Raw genomic sequence first — 18,265 nt, forward strand, 5'->3', positions numbered from 1 at the left:
TATTTAATGATTCTTGTATCTTTCAATAACTGTTTGTTTATTAACTCGAAGTAATTTATAAACCCCCTCTTGTTGAATTAAGGTATAATCAGATTTATCTAATCCTAACTTATTGAGATATTTTTGTTCACTAATAATTAATACAGTGTCAGGGCTATCTATTTGTTGAAAATAATCTAAAGCAGGGCCATTATCAATATCTGCTTCTGTAACAGAGTCAACCACTTCTTGAGTATAAAATACCAAAGTAGGACGCATAAAACCTAAAAAAGCTAACCTTTCTTCTGGTTGTCTTTCTGTTTTAACAATCGTAGAAAGTTCTCTTAATGGTAGCTGTCTTTGGTTGTCCACAATTTTCGCAACTGGTAAACCTACCCAAGAGAAAAATGCGAGAAAACCTAATAAATTAGCAACCCATAACCAGCGACGATAATGACGAAATAGAAGAAATAATAAACAAGAAAATGCAGCAGATGACCAAATTATTCCTGCTTTAATACCCAAATTTGAAGCTTGTAGAAGCTCTTTAAATTGAGGCATCATCGCATCTTCGCCAATCAATTGAGGACTGGCAAAACTAGCTACTGCTAACCCTGTTAAAATACCAACATTAGCAATACCACTTAATAAAAATAAAAAAGACCAAATCCCTGATGATTCTTCAGATTTTGTTTCAACCTGTTCACTCCAAAATAAAGCAATGATAATAGCAGCAGCCGGTATTAAAGGAAGGACATAACCCGCTAATTTGGTGACGGAACTAGAGAAGAAAATAAGAACAACTAAAAACCAGGATAAACAGAAAATTCCTAAATGAGTAGAACGAGCAGAATTTATCCATTTTCGTCGCTCCCAAAATCTTAATTTAGCAATGGCTAATGGTAAATAAATAGACCAAGGTAATAACCCGACCATAATCACAGGAAGATAATAATACCAAGCTCCAGGATGGCGACTGACGACGCTAGTAAAGCGTTGTACATTATGAAGGCCAAAAAAGGTACTAATATATTCTTGTCCATGCTCTAAGGTTACCAAAATAAACCAAGGAACCGAAATAATTAAAAAACTGGTAATTCCTAATACCCAAGGTGTTTCTTTAACAACTTCAATAAATCGTCCAACGTACAAAAGAAAAACAATAACTGTCAAACCGGGTAAAATTAGAGCGACAGGACCTTTAGCAAGCACCCCTAAAGCCATAAAAACCCAATAACCAATATACCACCATCGCGAAATTGATAGCCCAAGATAGGATTTAGAACTTGTTTCAGAATAGCCATATCCTAAGAAGAAAGATAATAAAGCTAAACCAATACCGCTAGAGAGGAACATATCAGAAACTCCTGTTCTTCCCCAAGCTATCCAAAACGGATTTAAGGCAATAATACCGGCACCTATCCAAGCAGAAAACCATAATTTTGTTGGGGTTTTCGTTGTTTCTTTTGCTCGTGAAAAACCAAAGTTTTTGAGCGTATAAAAACCTAAAATTACCACAGCGATCGCAGCTAAAGCAGAAGGAATTCTTGCTCCCCATTCATTCATACCAAATAATTGAAATGATAACCCCACTAACCAATAAGTTAATGGTGGTTTATCAAAACGAGTTTCTCCATTCCAATAGGGAGTAACCCAATCCCCTGTTATTACCATTTGACGGGCAGCTTCGACAAACATTGGTTCTGTTTTATCCATTAACCCAATGCTGCCTAAGTTAGCTATAAAGGCAATAAAACTAATAAAAAATAGCCACAAAGCGGAAAATAGCCATAGAACTTTAGGATCTTTTTTCCAAGCAATAATAGTCTTATTTTTTTTATTTTCTATAATAATTTTATTCATTGTTATGCTTAAAAATTACGATATTTTTTACTAATTAATTTTAGTAGAGTAATAGAAAAAAGAAAACCTAGATAAGCAATACACACACCTCCCACTAAGTCAGTAAACCAATGAATATTTAAGTAGATACTAGCCCAACCCATCAAAGCGACTAAAATAGTAGATATAATGTACAAGAAAGTTCCCCATTTTGGAAAGTGAAAAGCTACTAAATAAGAGAGGTATAAATATAACATTAAATTTCCTGAAACATGACCACTCGGATAACTTTTTCCGTGGACATCAATTAACCCAGGTGCAGGACGAATACGGCCGAACCAAGGCTTTAAAATTTGATCAATTAATATTAAAACACCCATAGCTGATATAGCTAAAACTTGGGCTTCTTTCCAATAACGTTTCCAGCATAAAAAACCCAACCCAGCAATAACAATAAAGACAGCAACCTCTGCTTCTCCTAGAAAGTAGGATACTCTCGCCAAGATCATTAAACTGGGATGATGAAAGTGACGAACCCACTCTAAAAAAGTTGCATCCCAAGCATCAAGACTTCCTGAAACAACAGCCACTGTTAAAGCAATAAATAAAAGTAAAATAATAATAAAGATAATAATAGTATTATTTAGTCCATCCCAAGGGTATTGTTTCAGTTTTAGCTTCATACTGTTAGGAGATTTCGTTAATGGTAAGTATCATCATATGATAACACCTAGATTTTGAAAAAGCTTTAACCATATTTAACCTCAAATGGTTATAATTATCTGTATTACTTTGATTAATTTGTATCAAAGATTAATTTATTTAATATTAAACATAAACTAAGCTCATAGACTCGATAAGCTATCGTTATTGTTGAGTCTGCCAGTCCATTCGATGAAACCGTTAAATTTTGCTTATAGTAGTTAGGATGCTCATCAGGATAAAATACTCTTCTTAAGATCCGTAACGAACTAATCCTAAACTTCCATCATGTTATTAAAACGTCGACAAAGTCTAACTATTTAGATTAAATAATTAGACGAGGGGCAGTTTTCATTATCAGAGACGGAAAACAAATAATATTAGTTCCCATTCTTTCCGAGGTACAAGTCTGTAAAAGAGCTTGGTTGAATTAATACTTATTGTTCAGATCAATTACTAACACCTTTTTTCTCTAAAAGTGTCCAATAGATAAGTAAAGCACGCTTTTTCCAAATAACAGCAACCATAATAAAATTCTTAAAGCTTAAAATTGGGTTGCCGTTAAATACTTGGTATTCTTTAAAAAAATTAGGAAGACGTTGTATATTACAACCGATTGTACATTAATAAATATGAGTTTTATCGTAAAATTACAGCACTTTGCAAGTTATTACAGTATATCTAACATCTGCCTCCTGCCTCCTGCCTCAAAGCGATAACTGTTGTACCTCACTAAGTCGAAAACTGCTGTATATAGCTGCCAACAGATTCGCTACACCACCCCCTGAAAAATCCTGAGAGAGAAACCGACTTTTAAGAAACTTGTCCCTAAAAGCTGGCTTCTCTCTAGTTTTATAGTATGAAACTAATTTATCAATTTCGTTGTTTTATCGCTGTGCTTGAAGTTCGGAGACTAAACGTTCTCGCAATTCACTGGGCATTAACACTCGATTAATAGCGTGAATGACTCCATTATCTGCTTCAATATTAGGATTGATCACACTGGCATTATTAACGATCACTTGCTCAGAATTGGTTAAGACAGAAACCCCACCACCAAGCGTATCTACCGTACCAGTTGAGAGTTCACTAGCAGTCACTTCTCTTGAAACAACATGATAGGAGAGAACTTCCTTAAGTACATCTTGGTTTTCTGGTTGAAGCAAATAGTTTAATGCACCATCGGGTAACTCATTAAAGGCTTCGTTGGTAGGAGCAAAAATTGTGTAGGGGCCTCCCTGCGCTAATGTATCTTTTAATCCGGCAGCTTCTATGGCTTTAACTAAAGTATCAAATTGATTGCTGTTGACAGCGACACCGACAAGATTATTCTCCATCTGACTTTGAGAATCTTGATTAGTCATCTGTGTAGATGTATTTTCCCTCATCGAGTCTGAATTATTGGGATTGGCTATTGCCACAGGAGTAATTAATAAGGTACTCATGCTGAGAAGACTAGTAAATACAGTCAGTTTTTCTTTTAAGCTATTCATAAATTTTGTAAAAATCTCTTGACTTCCATCTACTTTTAGAGTAATAAAATAATTCAATCCTTACATCCCACTAAAGGGAGAGAATAGTCGAGTTGCACAAACAAGCGATCGCTTCAATGATTGAACTTCAAACTGCTTATAATACTGTTGGTATTTATTTAACAGGAAATTTAGTAATTGATTTTCCTGAAGAGGATAAAATTAAGATAGAATCTGAAGAGTATACGTAGAGATCAAGCTGAAATAGTTAAACTGCCTAATGTAGATTGGAACGGAGAAATAGAAGAGTTAGATTTTTTAAAAAATACTATTGTTAATCCCTTAAAAATTATAGAATTAGCTGTACATTGTGTGACATATGCTGTAGAACAATTCAGAAAAGATAATTTAGAATTTACGCCAGATGCTAATATTGATATGTTGAAACTAAAATATTTACTTTTCAAACCCAACAACCTCGACGGTTAGCTATAGTTAACTATAACTGTCAAAATAGCTGAATATCAACTATTGACTATAATTCTAACGTTAATGCTATGAGTATGGATTATTCTTATGAAAGAAATTAGGGTTTAAATTTTTTAATATGATGGTTAACTGCAATTAAAGATATAGTATACACAAGCTTTTTCGCTAATCAAAAAGATTAACAATTGACTAAATAATAATTATGGCAAAATTAATCCTATTACGTCACGGACAAAGTCTTTGGAATGCTGCTAACAAGTTTACCGGATGGGTGGATGTTCCCTTAAGTGAAAGAGGTAGAGCAGAAGCAACAGTTGCTTCTTGTAAATTGCGAGATCAAGGCTATAAAATTGAAGTTTGTTTTACCAGTTTACTGATCAGAAGTATTGAAAGTGCTATTGTTTGTTTAACAGAATGCGACGAAATTTGTGGCGGGAAAATACCCGTTATTCAACATAATTCTGATGATCCCGATTGGCACGGTTGGGATAAATATGCAGGTAATTTTTATCAAGAATTACCAATATTTACTGCTCAAGCGTTAGATGAACGTTATTATGGCGATTTACAAGGGTTAAATAAAGCCGAAACCGCCAAAAAATTTGGTGAAGAAAAAGTTCATGAGTGGCGACGTTCTTACTCTTCTCGTCCTCCTGGTGGCGAAAGTTTAGAAGATACAAAAAATCGAGTCGTCCCCTATTTCCAAACCCGCATTTTAGATCACGTGAAGCGAGGACGAAACGTTTTAGTTGCTGCTCACGGTAACTCTTTGAGAGCGATGATCATGGAATTAGATAACCTTAAGCCGGATGAAGTTCCAGGGTTAGAATTAGCCACTGGAGTGCCAATTATTTATGATTTTGATGATCAGGGGAAATTATTAGAAAAAACCATATTAACTTAAAACTGGTTATGGAGTTTAAGGAGTATAACTAGAATTACTAAAATTCAATCTAAAGGTAGATGATATAAACTATCACGATCAAGTTTGATAGATAGTTGAATTACTCATTAACTTCTAGAGGGAAAAATGTCTCTACTGTTTCAATCTTTTATCAAAAAAGCCTATCGTGTTTTAACTGCTTTTTTGCTTTCAGTGATCTTGCTTTTGAGCCTAGCTTGGGGAGGAGAAAATTACAATTGTGCCTTTGCGGATGTATTAGAGCGTGATGCAACCACTATTCAAAAGGAAATATCAACCGATCAAATAGACTACGAAGCAGCTAAGGAAAAAAGGCGCGAAGCACAAGCAAAACGATCAGAAGAAGCCAGTGAAAGAGGCGAACAGGAAAATGAAGCTAAAAAACTTGATTTAGATGAATTGAAAAGTGATCTTATGAACAAATTTACTGGAGAGGAAAAATAATAAACAACACATAAAAACAGTGAAGAATCTATTTTCTTCACTGTTTAGATTAGTATTTCAATTTCAAAACTAGCAACTCTTTCAGGTCTGAATTATAATTTTCGTTACATTTTATTCTCTGTTACCCGTTACCTAAAAGTGATAAATTTTGCTTATTACTACAAGAAAAAAAGAATCAAACTAACTTAGTTGACAGGATTTTGTGAAACTGTCCTAGCTTTTAAATTGACCCGACGAACCCCTTCAACATTATTAGTAATCGATTTGACGCGCTCCATTTCTTCAGCGGAGTTGGCTTCACCCGATATAGTAACCGTACCGTTCTCAGATGACACTTCAAGTTTATTGCCTGGCAGTTGCTGGTCTAGCTCATTTTGAACAGTCTGTCTCAACTGATTATCGGCAACAATACTACCGTCTTGCGAGTCTTCATCACCCGATAAATCTTCTCGTTGTTTGCGGGCCCTGACATCTGATTCAAGTTGATTTTCACGAATTGTCTCTTTGTCGCCAGGAATGACATTGGAATTATTTCGATTGTCCGAATTTTCATTAGGAACACTACAAGCAATGAGTCCTAACAAAGAAAAACTTGTGACAACCGCTAAGACCATTAAACGTTTCATCATTATTACCTTCTTATTATTATGTGAGTTAGAGCAGGAGACTACGCATAAGGCATTTATGTAAGCTGTACTCGTCACCTTAATGCGTAGTGTTTGAAGTGAACAGTGAAAACACTTGAGAATATTTTGCCGTTTAAAAAACGGTGTATTCTCTGACTAACTGAATCTTGTCAAGTTAGTAAGGAAAAGCAGTGGGAGTGACAGGATCATTAGTCGGAGGCATTGTCGGCGGCATCGTTGACGGTATTGTCGAGGAAGAATTAATACTATGGTTTAAGCCATTCTCACAACTCGCAGAATTGCTTTGAGTCGGTAAGTCATAAACTTCCCATTCTTCGACCCCGTGGGATTTTAGGATTTGCTCAGACTGAGTAATTTCTGCTGAGGTACCCGAAATCATTACAAGATAGTGATCTTTAGACAAATGCTTTTGATAAACTTTAGCTCGGCCTTCTGGAATGCCTAGACCTACTAATGCGCCAATTAACCCGCCTGCGGTTGCACCCATGATTCCCCCAGCAACAGTGGTTGCGATCGCCGTTGCTGCAGTACCTGCAAGTAAAATGGGGCCAACACCGGGTATAGCTAACGTTCCTAATCCCACTAAAAGTCCTGCGAGTCCGCCTAAAGAACCCCCCGCAAGGGTTCCTGTTTGCGCTCCTTTACCTGTTTGATAATGAGGTTCTCCATTAGAGACGTATGTGTCTGGGAGCTTTTTATCTACTAGGGTTTCATCAACTGGGCTACGGCGAGCGCCTAACGTAACGTCATCACGATTACGGGTAATTACAGATACTTGTTCCATAGGAAATGCAGATCGCTGTAACTCTCGAATAGCTAGGTCAACATCATTGTAGTTTTTAAAAACACCAATCGCCTGACGCTGAGAACTGGCGTGAGTCGTATCGGGTTGGTTAACTGTAACCATTTTCCAGTCTTGAACTTGATAGTGAGCTAAGACATTTTCTGCTGCAGTGAGATGGTTTTTAGAAGCGCCAACGAGAATTAAGCAATCCCCTTGTCGAATGCGATCTTTATAGAGTCGCGCTGACAATTCAGGAATGGTTAGAGAACTGAGAAATTCGAGTAAAGGCTCTTGCGTTTCGGACCTGGATGAGTCATAGAACAACTCACTTAATCTTCCTCCTGCCATTACATAGCCAATTCTTGGTACAGAGTAGCTGCTTACAGGAGAAACTGAATTCATTAAGCGAGTTAACCCACTATCTTCGATGGGGTTGGAAGCAGAAGGCAGTGATGTTACGTATCGATCTCCCGATAAGGGTGCTGTTAAGTGATCGTAGTTATCGCTTAATTTGGCTATAAAAGAAAGTTGATCTTTGGAAAAACCTTCATGCTGAAGTTGTTCTAGGGCCTTCGCTGCATCAATGTAGCTAGAAAATACACCTAATCCTAATGCAGAATATTCTGAGAAATTCATAATTCACCTCATAAAAAATACAGCTAGTCTCACAATTTTGCGATTGAGATCCTCAGAGTGAGAAGGTTGTCCTTAATTGGAAAACACTAAGCCAAAGGGGACAAATTTGTAAGATAGCTGTTTGAAAATCATGTAATTTGATTGAAAGGTCACAAAATTAATCAATAGTAATAGTCAAGATTTATAGCCAAAAGCTTAGATAATTTCAAGGGAAATTAACTTTAGTTATTGAATTCTTTGTACTCTTCAATACTCTTACAATAATAAAAATTATCCCCTGTTGTTCTCTATCTTAATGCTTATCTTTTTTTATAAGTTTTTTGTACTTACTTATCCTTTAGATAGAACTAACTGAGTGTCACGTGAATGTCATATGAATGTCGTAAAAATTTAATAAAAAAAGTATAAAATTGCTTGTTTTGGAAGAGATTTAGGTTTTTGTTAGACCGAGAATAGAGCTTTTTAATCCTAGTTAAATCCTGTTATTTAATCCAAACTCTTAGCCAATAAATTGCTATTTTCAGACAGAATAAATTAAATTCGTTGAATAATCAGATTAAATGTGCCTTAAACAAATAGCACTATTTTGTGTCTGTAGATGGAGTTATTAAAGTTAACTGACTACCAGAATAGAGTTTATTCCTTTTTTGCAAAATATTGTTAAATAAATGGAATCAATCTCGGCTACTATACGTAAACCTATCTTTTCCTTCGCGTTACTTCTTGGGAGCATTTTTTTAATCCCTCCCATATTTGAAAAACTGCGTTTACTCAGATTGGTCAGTTTATTAGTAGTCGGGGTTCTCTTTGGTGGTAGTGGTTTAGGTTTGCTCAACAGCAAGTCAGAAACGATGGTGCTTCTAAAAGACATCGGTAAAATTTACTTGATGTTTGTTGCTGGCCTAGAAATCGATATGGAACAGTTTTGATAGACCAAAAATCCCTCGCTGATATTCGGTGTTACTACTTTTACCCTGCTTCTGATAGCAGGAATAATAGTCGGTCAAATTTTTTGGGTTTGAGTGAAATACTTTTGTTCTCAGTTGTGAAATTCACCAATACTGTAACATATCTATAAAAAGGAAGATACTAATTTATATGGTCATGGGATAAAATATTTCTAATTTAAACATAAATAGCATCAAATCCTGTATCGCCTTTATCGGACTCGTGAAAAATCCCCTTAAGCATCAGGTAAGTGGATTGTCTTAATATTTTCTTTTTACCTCAGAAAAATAGCTTATGCACCTAATAAATATTGGAATTGCTACATTTAACTAAAAAATATGGTAGAAGTAAAACAAAAAGTAACTTAACTGAAAAAACAGATAAAAATTAATTAGAGGAGTCGGGCAAATATAAAATTTGACGGGCCAAGATGACCAAAATTAAACTAATGCAATATTGTAAAAGCTATGGAGTGGCAATTACCTCGGTGTTAATGGCTTTCGCATTCCTATTAGCACTTGATCCATTTTTCAACTTAGCTCAAGCGTCTTTGTTACTCTTTTTTGGAGCGATCGCTATTAGTGCTTTCTATGGTGGACGAAGACCCGGCATTTTGGCCACTCTTTTGTCGGCAATATTGACAAGTTACTACTTTTTGCTTCCGCAGTACGAATGGAAGATAAGAGACATAGGAGCAGGTCTGAGGATTATACTTTTTGTCAGTGAAGGAATATTAATTAGTCATTTAATCGGCAATTTGCGAAGCGCACAAGAGAAAATTCGCAAAAACTTTGAAAAACTGCAAGTGACAGAAACAGAAATAAAAGATTTAAACCAAACATTACAACGTCGTGTTAATGAACTACAAACCTTGTTTGATACTATTCCCATTAATATTGCTATTGCAGAAGATATAGATTGTCGTGTCGTCAGGCTAAACCCAGCTTTTTCTCATCTGCTAAAAATGCCTAAAAATGCCAATGCCTCAGCTGTTATGCTATCAGAACACCCTGATCCGCCGTTTACAGTGTATCAAAATGGACAGAGATTAACAGGTGAAAATCTTCCCCAAATGTATGTTTCTAAACACGGGGTAGAACTGCGGGATATCGAAATTGAAATTGTTAGAAAAGATAAGAAGGTATTTAATTTATATGGTCATGCGATCCCCCTATTTGACGAATTGGGTAACCCTAGGGGAAGTGTGGGAGTTTATGTCGATATGAGCGATCGCAAGCGGATAGAAATGGCTCTCTATAAGTTGGTAGAATATTCAAAAATCACAGGGTCAGCCTTTTTTGAAACCGTAGTTCGGGTTGTCGCTGAGTTATTTAACGTTCGTTATGCTTATGTCGGAGAACTACTGCCTACTTATCCTCCTCGCATCAAAACCCTTGCTGCTTGGATCAATGGCCAACTCAGTGACAATATAGAGTACGATCTCTGTGGTACTCCCTGCGAACAAGTCATTAAGCAAGGAACCTGCTTGTATCGACGCCAGGTTAGCAACTTTTTTCCTGATGATACTTTACTCCAAGAATTGGGAATTGAGAGTTATTTGGGTACACCTCTGAAAAATGCTCAAGGAGAAGTGCTTGGCATTCTCAATGTTCTTCACGATGAGCCTCTCGATGAATCATTAAACCCCGAAGCATTACTGGAAATTTTTGCGGGAAAAACCGCTGCTGAACTGCAACGAGAACAAGCGATCGCTGAACTACGGAATAGTGAAGAACGCTATCGATATTTAGTAGAATCCATTCCTCAATTGGTCTGGACAGCCGACAGTCAAGGTAAAGTGATGGATGTTAACCAACGCTGGTCTGAGTTTACCGGACTAACCTTAGTACAGGTACAAACCCAAGGTTGGGAAACTGTGGTTCATCCTGAAGATATAACCACACTCAATCGCAAATGGATAATAGCTCAAGAAAACGCGACTAATTATCAAGCAGAAGGTAGAATGCGTCGAAATGATGGTGTTTATCGTTGGCACTTACATCAAGCTGTCCCTTTAAAAAATAATCGGGGAAAAATTATCAAATGGTTTGGAACCGCCACGGATATTGAAAACGCTAAGCAACTTGAACAACAGCGTCTTCAACTCTTAGAACAAGAACGCACCGTACGAGAAAAAGCAGAACGAGCGAATCGCATTAAAGATGAATTTCTTTCTATTTTATCCCACGAATTGCGGTCTCCCCTTAATCCTATTTTGGGTTGGACTCAATTGCTACAAACTAAAAAATTAGAGGAACAACAGGTAGAAGAAGCACTTGCTGTTATTGAGCGTAATGTCAAATTACAAACTCAGTTAATTGATGATCTGCTTGATATGGCTAAAATCCTACGGGGTAAGATTACGCTTAATATGACCCCAGTGGATCTATCATCCACTATTAAAGCAGCAATCGAAGTGGTAAGAATGGCAGCTGAAAGGAAAAATATTTCACTAAAAGTAAATTTGAGCAATAATTGCTATATAAAGGGAGACCAAGGACGAATTCAGCAGATTATTTGGAATTTACTTTCCAATGCTATCAAATTTACCCCAGAAGGGGGAAAAGTGATGATTAATCTCGAACAAGTTAATCAGCAAGTCCAAATTACAGTAACCGATACAGGCAAAGGCATTGATCCAGAGTTTCTTCCCCATATCTTTGAATCTTTCCGTCAAGAAGATGTTTCGATAACTCGTCATTATGGAGGACTAGGCTTAGGGTTATCCATTGTTAAATATTTAGTAGATGCCCACGGTGGTACCATTGTTGCCGATAGCTTAGGAGAAGACAAAGGTGCAACTTTTCTCATTACCCTACCTTGGTTAAATCGTAGCGCGATCGTTGACTGGAGTGATTACTTATCGTCAGAGGAAATTAATCTGGTGGGAATTAAGGTGCTGGCAGTAGATGATAGTCAAGATACTCGGGAGATGTTAGAGACGTTGCTAAGTTTATATGGGGCAAAAATGAAGATAGTTAGCTCCGCAGGAGAGTTTTTGAGTCATTTTGCTCATTTTCAGCCTGATGTATTAATCTGTGATATTAGTTTGCCCGATGTGGATGGTTATACTCTTCTTCAACAGATTAGACGCTTACCCTGTGAACAAGGAAAAGTTATTCCTGCGATCGCTGTTACTGCTCATGCAGGAGAAAAAGATTATCAACAAGCGTTTTTAAGTGGTTTTCAAAAACATATTGCTAAACCCATTGAGCCTAAAATATTAGCCCTTACTATCGCTTCTTTAGTCAGAGCATCTTCAAAGGAATAGCCAATTTTATTCAAGGTGCAAGATGCGAATTAAATAAGAGTTGATTTAAAAAAACTGGATTGTTAAAAAACCCAGCTCAAGTAACGAGATTGACAAAGATTAGAGGATCTTCTGATTACAGTAAACCCCAAAAGTGTAATACCCCTTGACCCGTGACTAATTCCACGATTAAAGCGGAAAGAAAACCGATCATAGCTAGGCGGCCATTCCAGTTTTCAGCATAGCCTGTGAAGCCAAATTTTCCTTCGTTTTGGTTGTTGCTTTTCATGGGATTTAGCAGAAGATAGATAAGTCAGTAAAGTATTGTAAATAAATATTAATATTTTAGCAATATCTGGGAAATTTAAGCGTAGTTGAAATCACACATAGAACCATTAATGGTGTTATTTTTCAACCACTCACTAACTTATACATCAAAGCTTACATGAAAGCTTACATAGGCCCCTTACACTGGTAGTCAAGAACCATTGTCAATAAATTTTAGAGGACAAAACAATGACTTGTGAGCAACTTCAACAATCTTATCAACAACAACTGGTTAAAGCCGGTGTATCTCAGCACAAAGCAGAACAAGCAGCTAAAACCTTAAGTTTTCAAGAACTACAAATTATTGGCGAGATTTGGCAAGACTGGGGTAAAGTGGTTGCTCGTTTAGGTTAAGTGTTAATCCTTTAACGTATAATATTTAGCCTGGTTGGGGTCAGTACTTCTCAATTTTCATTGACATCATTCAAAGATAAAATTAAAACAGTTAACCTTAAACAGATACAACCTAATATGACAATCCCTCCTGAGTCTTCTTCTGTTTCATCTTCAGAAGCTAATGGCAAAGAAGAGATTAACTCCTCACCCACATCCAATCCGACAAAAACCTCAGTATCATCTATCAATTTGGTGTCACCCCCAGAGTCACCAAAACCTTTATATCTCCAAGAAGTAAAATCCTCTAATCCTTGGTTACTTATAACGACCATTGGCGTTATGGGGATAGGGTTACTCTTACAGTTACCTTGGGTGGGGTTAACCAGTGCTATGGTTGCTTTAATCCTCTCTCTAAGGGTAATCCTTCCCTCTCTCAAAAATTGGTTTCTAAGATATCTCACCCCCGAAGAAAGAGAAACCTTAACCGGTTTTACGGTTTTTGTTTTCTCTATAGCAGGCATTTTTTATTATTTAGGCATTTATCAAACCATTGGTAATTGGCTTAATCAGTTTAAATACGACGAGTTTGGCTCTTGGGCTGAGTGGGTTGGTGCTTTGGGGCAAATTATGATTGCTATTTTAGCCGTGTATGTGGCCTGGGCTCAATATGTTATCTCCAAAGACTTAACCCTACAGCAAAATCGTATTACTCAACAACAAACCATTGATACTTATTTTCAGGGCATTTCCGATTTAGTTTTAGACGGAGAAGGAATGTTAGAAGATTGGCCTCAAGAACGTTCTATTGCCGAAGGAAGAACCGCATCTATCCTGACCAGTGTTGATGGGGTGGGAAAAGCTAAAATTTTACGGTTTCTCTCTCAATCACGATTATTAACTCCGTTAATGCGAGATAGTCGTCTAGGAAGACCCATGTTAGATGGTGTTGGGGGTTATGCTGAAGATCGGGCTTATGGGGTACGAGTTATTAATTTAGGGGTAATGTTAGCTGGTGCTAATTTATCTGGTCAAGATTTACGGTGGACTGATTTAAGTGAAGCGAATATGGTTCGTGCTAACTTAAGCGGTTGTGATTTAGTGAAAGCTAATTTATCCCGTACCGTCTTGTATGACGCTAACCTCAAAGGGGCTGATCTCAAAAGCACTCGTTTATTCTATGGCTCCGTAGAAACCGCTAGTCCACGCTCTAGAACCCATCCTCCTGATTATATTACTGGTGCCTATACAGGGGTGGTGATTGAAAACTGTAACTTGGCTGAGGTGAGAAATTTGACCCCAGAACAACATTATTATTTATGTGCATGGGGTGGAGAACAGAGTCGTGCCACCATTCCAGGAGGGTGTCAGAGAATTCCTAATAAATTGGAACGGTGAAGTACCCCACTCTACTTCGTTGAGAGTGGGGCTTATTACCTTCAAGAACTGGTATTGTAATTTAACCTGAGTTCGGGAAACACTATATCTAATCTTCTTGACAATAAGCATTCATTTCTGTTCCTAAATCTTGTTCTTTTTTACCCAGTTGTTGAACTTGTTGCTGCATTAATTTCGCGCTATCAATATCTTTATTATTCAATGCAGCGACGAACTGACGAGTCGTATCTGCATTTCCTTGATAAATATCAGCGAATCCTTTTTGATATTCTTGTAATTGTTCGTCTTCTATATTTAATTGTTTCATTTGTTGGGAAGTTTCTTCAAATAAATCTGCAACCTGTAAAACTTTTTTAATGTCAGTGGTTTGACGATAAGTTTCACTTTCTTCAGCCATTTTTTGGGTCAAAAGGATAATTTTTTGACATTGGGATATTTTAGTTTCAGCACAACTTATTAAGAATAAGTTCATCAAAACTGTTAATAGAGATAGCGTTGAAGCAAGAGACTTTTTTGTAGAAAACTTCATAATGTTATGTTCCTCACTGTAATAGTAATTTCTTGAAAAAAATAGTGATGTTTTTATTCTTGTGAAGCTAGACTATTCACTAAAGTATGGATTAAATAAGTTAATTGCGTAAGTTGTTCTCTGGACTCTGTTTGTGCATCTACTAGGGTTTGAATAGATTCACTTAAAGCAAATATTTGATAACCTTGTTGTTGTATTTGTTGTTCTTGTTGTTGCATTTGTTCAACTAGATTTTCCATTTTTTCTGTTAAACTTTCCACAATTTCAGTGGTTGCAATAACTGTCTCTCCCATGCGTTCTAAAATTGTTTCTATTTTTGAGTTATTTTGAATCATTTTTATATAAATAATAAAAGTTTTTAGGAATTGGAATCAAGACTTTAGGAATTTCCGTGACGTTTTTGATGCCACTGCCAAGCATGATTTACAATTGTTTCAAGCTCAAAATATTGAGGCTTCCAACCTAAAATAGATTTCGCTTTTTTACTACTTCCTACTAACATAGGAACATCCCCTGAGCGGCGATCGCTTTCTTTGACCAGAAAATCAATTTCTGTTACTTTTTTAGACATTTCGATCACTTGTCTAACAGAAAATCCATTACCATTTCCTAAATTAAACATTTCACTTTCACCCCCATCTAAAAGATATTCTAACCCTAAAACATGGGCTGATGCTAAATCATTAACATGAATATAATCCCGGATCGCAGTGCCATCAGGAGTATCATAATCTGTGCCAAAAATAAACAGATGGTCTCGTTTTTTTAAAGCAGTTAATAAGGCTAAAGGAATTAGATGGGTTTCGGGGGTGTGATCTTCTCCTAAATTACCAGATGGATCAGCCCCTGACGCATTAAAATAGCGGAAGATAACGGATTTTAATCCATAGGCTTTATCAAAATCTTTGAGAATTTTTTCTACCATGTACTTACTAGAAGCATAGGGACTTAATGGATTATTAGGATGGCTTTCGGTCATAGGAATTTCTTGAGGCATTCCATAAATAGCACAAGTAGAAGAAAAGACAAACTTCTTAATATTGGCAGCCATCATCGCTTCTAATAAAGTTAACGTTCCCACTACGTTATTTTGATAATAAATACCAGGATCTTTAACTGATTCTCCTACCGCAATAAAAGCAGCAAAGTGCATGACAGCAGCAATATTTCTAGTAGAAAATAGTTCATCTAATAGAGGGCGATCATTCGTGTCTCCGACAATTAATTCAGTCTTTAAAACATCTTTAATAATTTCAGGATGACCATAAGAAAGATTATCAAAGACAATAACATTATAACCCGCTTTTTGTAAGGATAGAACGGCATGAGAACCGATGTATCCGGCTCCTCCTGTGACTAAAATTGTGGGTTTGCTATCAGACACAAGTTACTCCTAAACATAAGTTAAGAACGATTCTAACAGTGATCGCCCTTAATCGGTTTTACTTACTTAGGATAGGGCATTTTACCCTTAAGAAAAGCCAAAATCAAGAATCGTTTTAGTCCATTGCTTCTATACTGGGAAGTCTATTCATATATCCCATAATACTTATTATTACTTAACCATGTTAGATACTCTGGATCTCACATTAACCTTAGATAAAGAGACTTATAAGACTGAGATAGAAGTGTTAATGCGACAGTTGCGATCGCTACAAAAAGACTGTTGGGAACATAAACTACCAGTCGTCATTGTCTTAGAAGGTTGGGCTGCAGCAGGGAAGGGAAAATTATTACAGAAAACTATCGGTTATATGGACCCCCGTGGCTTTAACGTTCATCCCATTTTAGCAGCCACAGAACAAGAGAAAAAATATCCTTTTCTCTGGAGATTTTGGCATACTTTACCCCCAAAAGGCAGTATCGGCATTTTTTACCATAGTTGGTACACCCATGTTTTAGAAGATCGATTATTTGGAATAGAAACAGATGGTAGTATTCCTTTGTTAATGCGAGATATTAATGCGTTTGAGAGGCAATTAGTAGATGATGGCGTAGCGATGGCTAAATTTTGGATACATTTGAGTCAAAAAGAACTCAAAAAGCGACTAAAAAAATATGCTTCGGATGAGCTAGAATCGTGGCGTGTTCGTCCAGAAGATTGGCAACAGTCCAAACAATATGATCGCTACGCAGCTTTTGCTGAGGAAATGTTAACCTATACCAGTACCGGTCACGCTCCTTGGACGTTGGTAGAAGGGGACTGTAAACGTTGGGCAAGGGTTAAGGTATTATCTCAAATTGTAGGGACGATTACCCAAGCGTTAGATCGTCTAAGACTGCCAAAAACCGATATTCCCTCCTTACCCCCTCAAACAGAGTTACAACCCACAGAACCAGATTTTTTAGGAAAAATAGATTTAGGGTTACATTTACCCAAGGATGACTATAAACAACGATTACGGGAAGCACAGGTTAAATTAAGAGAATTACAGTTACAAATTTTCAAAAAAAAGGTTCCTGTTTTAGTGCTATTTGAAGGATGGGACGCAGCCGGAAAAGGGGGAGCAATTAAACGGTTAACTGATACTTTAGATCCAAGAAGTTATCAAGTCCAGGCGTTTTCGGCTCCCACAACTGAAGAATTAAACTATCATTATTTATGGCGATTTTGGCGACAAATTCCACCCCAAGGAAGCATAGGAATTTTTGATAGAAGTTGGTACGGAAGAGTTTTAGTAGAACGGGTAGAAGGCTTTGCTTCGGAGTTAGAATGGCGACGCTCTTATAAAGAAATTAATGAGTTTGAAGCACAGTTAAGTGCGTCTGGATATGTCATCGTTAAGTTCTGGTTACATATCAGTTTTGAAGAACAATTAAAACGATTTGAAGACAGAAAAAATGATCCGTTTAAAAGCTATAAATTGACGGATGAAGATTGGAGAAATCGAGAAAAATGGCCGTTATATTATGTCGCTGTTAATCAAATGATTGCCCGTACCAGTACCCCGTATGCTCCTTGGACAATTGTACCTGGAAATGATAAATATTATGCTCGCGTTCATGTCTTAGAAACAGTAATTCATGCTATTGAAACGGAATTGAAAAAACGGGGTTAATCCTTAACAATTAATGATTCAATTGATCACTGGTCACTGATTACTAATCACTGAAAACGAGTTTCTAAAGCAAAGCTAATCTGAGTATAAAAAAGATTTAGGTATTGTTGACAATAATATCAAGGAGAATTTAGAAATTTTTACGAAGGATAACGAATTTTTATCCTTCTAAGCTTGACTTTCATGGAATTTTACGTTTATATAAAATCTGTAATCTTACTCTCTGTTAATCTTACCGATTGTTTTTTGATTTTTCTTAACATAATGAGGAGTTCCCTATGGTATCTATCTTAAAAACTGTTGCAGCTAGTTCCCTAAGCACAATGATATTTGCTAGTGTTGCCAGTGCAGCATCATTTACCCCTGTTCAAGAGCAATCCTTTTCATTTGCTTCTTTAGGTGGTGATACAACTCTAAGTTTCGATGGTTTTGATTCTAGTCTAGGGGAATTGATTGGTTTCAACATTGAACTTGAATTTGATGCTACTTTAAATAACACAGCTG

18 protein-coding genes are annotated in these 18,265 nt (G+C 36.6%); 9 read left to right on the plus strand and 9 right to left on the minus strand.

Annotation, left to right across the window (positions count from 1 at the left end; all coding sequences use genetic code 11):
- Positions 1–3: 3 nt before the first annotated feature.
- The 3 genes from CY0110_RS21040 to CY0110_RS21050 form a co-directional block, all read right to left on the minus strand.
- Positions 4–1,842, minus strand: coding sequence for an ArnT family glycosyltransferase (locus CY0110_RS21040; protein WP_008277575.1), 1,839 nt, complete (start codon positions 1,840–1,842; stop codon positions 4–6).
- A gap of 8 nt (positions 1,843–1,850) precedes the next feature.
- Entirely contained in the window at positions 1,851–2,504 is a 654-nt protein-coding gene (locus CY0110_RS21045; RefSeq protein ID WP_008277576.1) for a phosphatase PAP2 family protein, read from the minus strand.
- Positions 2,505–3,410: 906 nt separating this feature from the next.
- Positions 3,411–3,968, minus strand: coding sequence for a fasciclin domain-containing protein (locus CY0110_RS21050; protein WP_232285770.1), 558 nt, complete (start codon positions 3,966–3,968; stop codon positions 3,411–3,413).
- A gap of 140 nt (positions 3,969–4,108) precedes the next feature.
- Between CY0110_RS21050 and CY0110_RS30090 the strand changes: the two genes are divergently transcribed.
- The 3 genes from CY0110_RS30090 to CY0110_RS21060 all read left to right on the plus strand — a co-directional run bounded on the left by CY0110_RS30090 (position 4,109) and on the right by CY0110_RS21060 (position 5,850).
- Complete coding sequence (locus CY0110_RS30090; protein ID WP_157464622.1) at positions 4,109–4,246, plus strand: hypothetical protein; 138 nt, start codon at positions 4,109–4,111, stop codon at positions 4,244–4,246.
- 440 nt (positions 4,247–4,686) lie between these two features.
- Positions 4,687–5,388 (plus strand): 2,3-bisphosphoglycerate-dependent phosphoglycerate mutase, encoded by a 702-nt coding sequence (locus CY0110_RS21055; protein ID WP_008277580.1) that lies wholly within the window; start codon positions 4,687–4,689, stop codon positions 5,386–5,388.
- A 126-nt stretch (positions 5,389–5,514) separates the two neighbouring features.
- Positions 5,515–5,850 (plus strand): hypothetical protein, encoded by a 336-nt coding sequence (locus CY0110_RS21060; RefSeq protein WP_008277581.1) that lies wholly within the window; start codon positions 5,515–5,517, stop codon positions 5,848–5,850.
- Between the two features lie 185 nt (positions 5,851–6,035).
- Here CY0110_RS21060 and CY0110_RS21065 read toward each other — a convergent pair whose 3' ends face one another.
- Both CY0110_RS21065 and CY0110_RS21070 read right to left on the minus strand, forming a co-directional pair.
- Positions 6,036–6,479 (minus strand): BON domain-containing protein, encoded by a 444-nt coding sequence (locus CY0110_RS21065; RefSeq protein WP_083794103.1) that lies wholly within the window; start codon positions 6,477–6,479, stop codon positions 6,036–6,038.
- 172 nt (positions 6,480–6,651) lie between these two features.
- On the minus strand, positions 6,652–7,917 hold the full coding sequence (locus tag CY0110_RS21070) for a hypothetical protein (protein ID WP_008277583.1): 1,266 nt from the start codon (positions 7,915–7,917) through the stop codon (positions 6,652–6,654).
- 668 nt (positions 7,918–8,585) lie between these two features.
- Between CY0110_RS21070 and CY0110_RS31470 the strand changes: the two genes are divergently transcribed.
- A complete protein-coding gene (locus CY0110_RS31470; protein WP_008277584.1) occupies positions 8,586–8,846 on the plus strand; it encodes a cation:proton antiporter domain-containing protein in 261 nt (86 codons plus the stop codon).
- A 449-nt stretch (positions 8,847–9,295) separates the two neighbouring features.
- Positions 9,296–12,136, plus strand: coding sequence for an ATP-binding protein (locus CY0110_RS28065; protein WP_008277585.1), 2,841 nt, complete (start codon positions 9,296–9,298; stop codon positions 12,134–12,136).
- 115 nt (positions 12,137–12,251) lie between these two features.
- Here CY0110_RS28065 and CY0110_RS21085 read toward each other — a convergent pair whose 3' ends face one another.
- Positions 12,252–12,404, minus strand: coding sequence for a chlorophyll a/b-binding protein (locus CY0110_RS21085; protein WP_008277586.1), 153 nt, complete (start codon positions 12,402–12,404; stop codon positions 12,252–12,254).
- A gap of 227 nt (positions 12,405–12,631) precedes the next feature.
- On the opposite strand from CY0110_RS21085, the gene CY0110_RS30505 reads away from it, so the two are divergent.
- Positions 12,632–12,796: a hypothetical protein gene (locus CY0110_RS30505; RefSeq protein ID WP_008277587.1), complete on the plus strand. Its 165-nt coding sequence runs from the start codon at positions 12,632–12,634 to the stop codon at positions 12,794–12,796.
- A 117-nt stretch (positions 12,797–12,913) separates the two neighbouring features.
- Positions 12,914–14,173 carry a pentapeptide repeat-containing protein gene (locus CY0110_RS21090; protein ID WP_035800236.1) on the plus strand — a complete coding sequence of 420 codons (1,260 nt, stop codon included), beginning with the start codon at positions 12,914–12,916 and terminating at the stop codon, positions 14,171–14,173.
- Positions 14,174–14,261: 88 nt separating this feature from the next.
- Here CY0110_RS21090 and CY0110_RS21095 read toward each other — a convergent pair whose 3' ends face one another.
- Genes CY0110_RS21095 through galE form a run of 3 tightly spaced genes read right to left on the minus strand, consistent with a single transcriptional unit; the run spans position 14,262 to position 16,086 of the window.
- On the minus strand, positions 14,262–14,702 hold the full coding sequence (locus tag CY0110_RS21095; protein WP_232285772.1) for a hypothetical protein: 441 nt from the start codon (positions 14,700–14,702) through the stop codon (positions 14,262–14,264).
- 53 nt (positions 14,703–14,755) lie between these two features.
- Positions 14,756–15,037, minus strand: coding sequence for a hypothetical protein (locus CY0110_RS21100; RefSeq protein WP_008277591.1), 282 nt, complete (start codon positions 15,035–15,037; stop codon positions 14,756–14,758).
- Positions 15,038–15,081: 44 nt separating this feature from the next.
- Positions 15,082–16,086: a UDP-glucose 4-epimerase GalE gene (gene galE, locus CY0110_RS21105; protein ID WP_008277592.1), complete on the minus strand. Its 1,005-nt coding sequence runs from the start codon at positions 16,084–16,086 to the stop codon at positions 15,082–15,084.
- A 181-nt stretch (positions 16,087–16,267) separates the two neighbouring features.
- Here galE and pap point away from each other — a divergent pair, with 181 nt between their 5' ends.
- Both pap and CY0110_RS21115 read left to right on the plus strand, forming a co-directional pair.
- The gene (gene pap, locus CY0110_RS21110) at positions 16,268–17,761 is read left to right on the plus strand and encodes a polyphosphate:AMP phosphotransferase (protein ID WP_008277593.1); all 1,494 of its coding nucleotides are present in this window, start codon (positions 16,268–16,270) and stop codon (positions 17,759–17,761) included.
- 278 nt (positions 17,762–18,039) lie between these two features.
- On the plus strand, positions 18,040–18,265 hold a 226-nt coding region (locus CY0110_RS21115; RefSeq protein ID WP_008277594.1), incomplete at its 3' end, for a choice-of-anchor E domain-containing protein.

The organism is Crocosphaera chwakensis CCY0110 (genome assembly GCF_000169335.1).
GTDB classification, from domain to species: domain Bacteria; phylum Cyanobacteriota; class Cyanobacteriia; order Cyanobacteriales; family Microcystaceae; genus Crocosphaera; species Crocosphaera chwakensis.

Coding starts and splice junctions, on each gene's coding strand:
- CY0110_RS21040 (WP_008277575.1), bottom strand. CDS start 1,842: ATGAATAAAATTATTATAGAAAATAAAAAAAATAAGACTATTATTGCT.
- CY0110_RS21045 (WP_008277576.1), bottom strand. CDS start 2,504: ATGAAGCTAAAACTGAAACAATACCCTTGGGATGGACTAAATAATACT.
- CY0110_RS21050 (WP_232285770.1), bottom strand. CDS start 3,968: ATGAGTACCTTATTAATTACTCCTGTGGCAATAGCCAATCCCAATAAT.
- CY0110_RS21055 (WP_008277580.1), top strand. CDS start 4,687: ATGGCAAAATTAATCCTATTACGTCACGGACAAAGTCTTTGGAATGCT.
- CY0110_RS21060 (WP_008277581.1), top strand. CDS start 5,515: ATGTCTCTACTGTTTCAATCTTTTATCAAAAAAGCCTATCGTGTTTTA.
- CY0110_RS21065 (WP_083794103.1), bottom strand. CDS start 6,479: ATGATGAAACGTTTAATGGTCTTAGCGGTTGTCACAAGTTTTTCTTTG.
- CY0110_RS21070 (WP_008277583.1), bottom strand. CDS start 7,917: ATGAATTTCTCAGAATATTCTGCATTAGGATTAGGTGTATTTTCTAGC.
- CY0110_RS31470 (WP_008277584.1), top strand. CDS start 8,586: ATGGAATCAATCTCGGCTACTATACGTAAACCTATCTTTTCCTTCGCG.
- CY0110_RS28065 (WP_008277585.1), top strand. CDS start 9,296: ATGACCAAAATTAAACTAATGCAATATTGTAAAAGCTATGGAGTGGCA.
- CY0110_RS21085 (WP_008277586.1), bottom strand. CDS start 12,404: ATGAAAAGCAACAACCAAAACGAAGGAAAATTTGGCTTCACAGGCTAT.
- CY0110_RS30505 (WP_008277587.1), top strand. CDS start 12,632: ATGACTTGTGAGCAACTTCAACAATCTTATCAACAACAACTGGTTAAA.
- CY0110_RS21090 (WP_035800236.1), top strand. CDS start 12,914: ATGACAATCCCTCCTGAGTCTTCTTCTGTTTCATCTTCAGAAGCTAAT.
- CY0110_RS21095 (WP_232285772.1), bottom strand. CDS start 14,702: ATGAAGTTTTCTACAAAAAAGTCTCTTGCTTCAACGCTATCTCTATTA.
- CY0110_RS21100 (WP_008277591.1), bottom strand. CDS start 15,037: ATGATTCAAAATAACTCAAAAATAGAAACAATTTTAGAACGCATGGGA.
- pap (WP_008277593.1), top strand. CDS start 16,268: ATGTTAGATACTCTGGATCTCACATTAACCTTAGATAAAGAGACTTAT.